Source organism: Gemmobacter sp. LW-1 (assembly GCF_001303875.1).
In the GTDB taxonomy this organism is placed as follows: Bacteria; Pseudomonadota; Alphaproteobacteria; order Rhodobacterales; family Rhodobacteraceae; genus Gemmobacter; species Gemmobacter caeni.
Map to the genome: position 1 here is coordinate 1 of NZ_LJSC01000019.1, position 3,028 is coordinate 3,028.

The window sequence follows — 3,028 nt, forward strand, 5'->3', positions numbered from 1 at the left end:
GATGGCTGGCCGTGGTGCGCAGCCCGGCGGTTTCATAGCTGTCCTTGACCGTGACCGGCACACCGAACAGCGGGCCATCGGGGCCTTCGCCCTCCGGCGGTGCGGGCGTGACCAGCGCCACCAGATGCGCCAGCCCTGCCTGCCGCGCCACCATGTGCCGGGCATGCAGCAGCCGGTCGCCTGCCGCGCGGGCCGAAGTGGCCAGTTGATCGAAGCCGCCGTTCATCCCCACAACTCCCGCAGGCGGGCCGGAACGGCCATATCGGTATCATGCAGAAAGAAATGCCCGCCGGAAAACCAGTGCACCGCACCCGGCTCGGTGCTTTCCTCCAGCCAGCGCGGCACGGTTTCGGCGGGCACCTCCGGGTCGTCCGGCGCGGCGAAAGCATGGATCGGCACCGGCAGGCGCGGCATGGCGCGGTAGCTGTAGCCGTTCAGCATGGCGAAATCGGCGCGCAGCATCGGGGTCAGCAGCCGCATCATCTCGGCATTGCCCAGCACCTCGGGCGGGGTGCCGCCCAGCCCGGCCAGCCGGTCCCGGAACTGCGCATCGTCCAGCAGATGCAGGTCGTCGCGGTCCAGCGCGCCGGGCCAGCGACAGCCGGAGGCGACCATCAGACCGGGGCGGCGCAACTGCATCATGGTGCAGATGCGCAAGACCTCGAAAGCCAGAACCGCGCCCATGGAATGCCCGAAAAAGGCAAACTCCGCCGCGCCCGCATCACTGGCGATGGCGGCCGCGATCTGCATGGCGGCGGGGCGCATCTCGGTCAGCGGTGGCTCCTTCAGCCGCAGCCCGCGCCCCGGCAGGTTGACGACGGAAAGCGCGATGTCCGGCCCCAGCGCCGCCGACCAGCCGACGAAAGCCGCCGGATTGCCGCCCAGATAGGGAAAGAGGTAAAGCCTGCGCCGCGCCTGCGGCTTGGCAATCTCCAGAAGCCAGGGCGAGGCCATCACGCGCCCTCCGCATCGGTTACGATCCGGCCATCGGCCAGCTTCACCACCCGGTCGGCGCAGCCGAAATAGGCGTCGTCATGGGTGATGACCAGCACCGCCTTGCCGCGCGCCTTCAGCTCGGGCAGCAGTTCGGTATAGAACACCGCCTTGAACACCGGGTCCTGATCGGCGGCCCATTCGTCGAACAGATAGACCGGCCGGTCCTCCAGATAGGCCGAGACCAGCGCAAGCCGCTTGCGCTGCCCCGTCGAAAGATCGGTGGTGCTGAGGCATCCGTTCCGCACCGTCACCTTGTGCGCCATCCGCAGATCCGCGATCAGGCTGCGGGCCTTCGCCTCCATTCCCGGATCATCGCTGCCCGGCAATTGCTCGAACAGGTGGAAATCGGCAAAGACCGCCGAAAACGCCTGCCGGTAGCTGGCAAGCGTGGCCTCGGTCACCGGCTGGCCATCCACCGCGATGCCGCCACCCTCGGGGTGGTAAAGGCCGCACAGCAGCATCGCCAGCGTGGTCTTGCCGCTGCCGTTGCCGCCGACCAGAAACACCACCTCGCCCCGCCGCAGTGTCAGGTCGATGGGCCCGAGGGTGAACACCCCGTCTTCGGAGTCCCGCGCATAGCTGTGGGTCACACCGCGCAGCGCGATGTGATCCTGCACCGGCATCGGCGGCGGAAGCGTCGCCGCCGGGTCCAGATCGGCGGAAAGCTGTTCGATGCGTTCCAGTGCCACGGCGGATTGACGCAGGGCGGGCAGGCTGATCATCACCTCGCTGACCGGCCGCACGAGATAGAGCATCAGCAGCACGGCAGGCAGCATGTCGCGCCCGGTCAGGCCCGGCATCAGGAACAGCACGACCCCGATAACCAGATAGAACAGGCTGTTGCCGATGTTCACCACCCAGATATAGGCCGACATCGCGCCCACATAGCTGCGCGCCACCCCGGCGGCGGCGGGGCCGATCACCCGGTCGATGTAATGCGCGCCGCGCGGGCTGTTCAGTTGCAGCTCCTTCGCGCCCTCGATCAGCGCGCGCTGACGGATGTAGAGCTGGTCGATTTCCTCCCGCAGGCGGAAGATGCGGGCGATCGGGCGGCGCTCGGCCAGTTTGAACAGGCTGGCCCCGACCAGAAGGCAGGCAAAGACCGCCGCGCAGATCTGCCAGTCCACCCAGGCGAGATAGCCGAAGCAGCCCAGGATCAGCAGCAGGTTGCCGATCAGCAGCGGCACAAGCTGCACCGCGCCGACGAAACTGTCCATGTCGCGGGTCAGTATGGTCAGCAGCGGTTGCCGCCCGATTTCCTGCAAGCGGATCTGCGGGGTGGCCAGCAGGCGCCGCGCCAGCGTCAGCCGCAGGTCCAGCAGCACCTTCTGCGCCAGCCGGATCAGCCAGACCTCGGACAGCACGCGCAGGCTGAAATGCACGGCGGCGGCGGTAAAGAAGGCGACGGCAAGCGCAAGGCTGCGGCTTTCGGCCTCCAGCGCGCGGCTGATGACGATGGCCATGATCGCGGCGCCGGCCCCGCTGGCAAGGCTTGCCAGCACCGAAAGCGCGGCCCCGCCCGGCGCGGCGCGGAACAGGGTGGAGAGCAGGCGGTTCATGCCGGGTTCCTTGCGCAAAGTGTGGTGCAGCCCGCAGGGCCCAGATGCCACCGAACATCGCTGACATCGCCGCCGAAGGCCAGATGCAGCCGGTCGGCGGCCATGCCCGCCACCGTGACCTCGTGAAATTCCAGCATCCGGCCGACCTCGGCCGCCACCGCCTTGTAAAAGGCTTCCTTGGCGGAAAAGACGAGGGTCAGGAAGGCGGCGAAGCCAAGGCCCGCAGGCCGTGTGGCGGCATCGCCGGGGGCGAGGATCTGCCGGGCCAGCGCGGGCGCTTCGGCCTCGGGGATCGGCTGTTCGCAATCCACCCCCAACTGGCGATACTGGCGCGAGACGACCGCCACTGCCCGCCGGTCATCATGGCTGATCGACCCGGCGACACCGGGCGGCCAGACAGGCGCGCGGTCGGAACGGCCAACATGCTCCGCCGCCCCGAGCCGCCGCAGCGCCTGCGCCGCCACCAGCCGCCC

The 3,028-nt window shown here is 68.8% G+C and carries 4 protein-coding genes; all 4 read right to left on the reverse strand.

All coding sequences use genetic code 11. From position 1 onward, the window contains the following. A partial coding sequence (locus AO684_RS21970) for an amidase family protein (protein ID WP_200907784.1) occupies window positions 1–226 on the reverse strand: 226 nt, incomplete at its 3' end. Beyond that, entirely contained in the window at window positions 223–954 is a 732-nt protein-coding gene (locus AO684_RS02855) for a thioesterase II family protein (RefSeq protein ID WP_054301239.1), read from the reverse strand. The genes AO684_RS02855 and AO684_RS21970, both read right to left, overlap by 4 nt. Continuing rightward, the gene (locus AO684_RS02860; RefSeq protein ID WP_054301240.1) at window positions 954–2,555 is read right to left on the reverse strand and encodes a cyclic peptide export ABC transporter; all 1,602 of its coding nucleotides are present in this window, start codon (window positions 2,553–2,555) and stop codon (window positions 954–956) included. Before AO684_RS02860 ends, AO684_RS02855 begins: the two co-directional genes overlap by 1 nt. Beyond that, window positions 2,552–3,028: 4'-phosphopantetheinyl transferase (locus AO684_RS02865; protein WP_152968329.1), on the reverse strand; the 477-nt coding region annotated here is incomplete at its 5' end. The genes AO684_RS02865 and AO684_RS02860, both read right to left, overlap by 4 nt.

What these genes read in the sequence shown, in the direction of transcription:
- AO684_RS02860 (WP_054301240.1), bottom strand. Translation starts at nt 2,555, where the DNA reads ATGAACCGCCTGCTCTCCACCCTGTTCCGCGCCGCGCCGGGCGGGGCC.
- AO684_RS02855 (WP_054301239.1), bottom strand. Translation starts at nt 954, where the DNA reads ATGGCCTCGCCCTGGCTTCTGGAGATTGCCAAGCCGCAGGCGCGGCGC.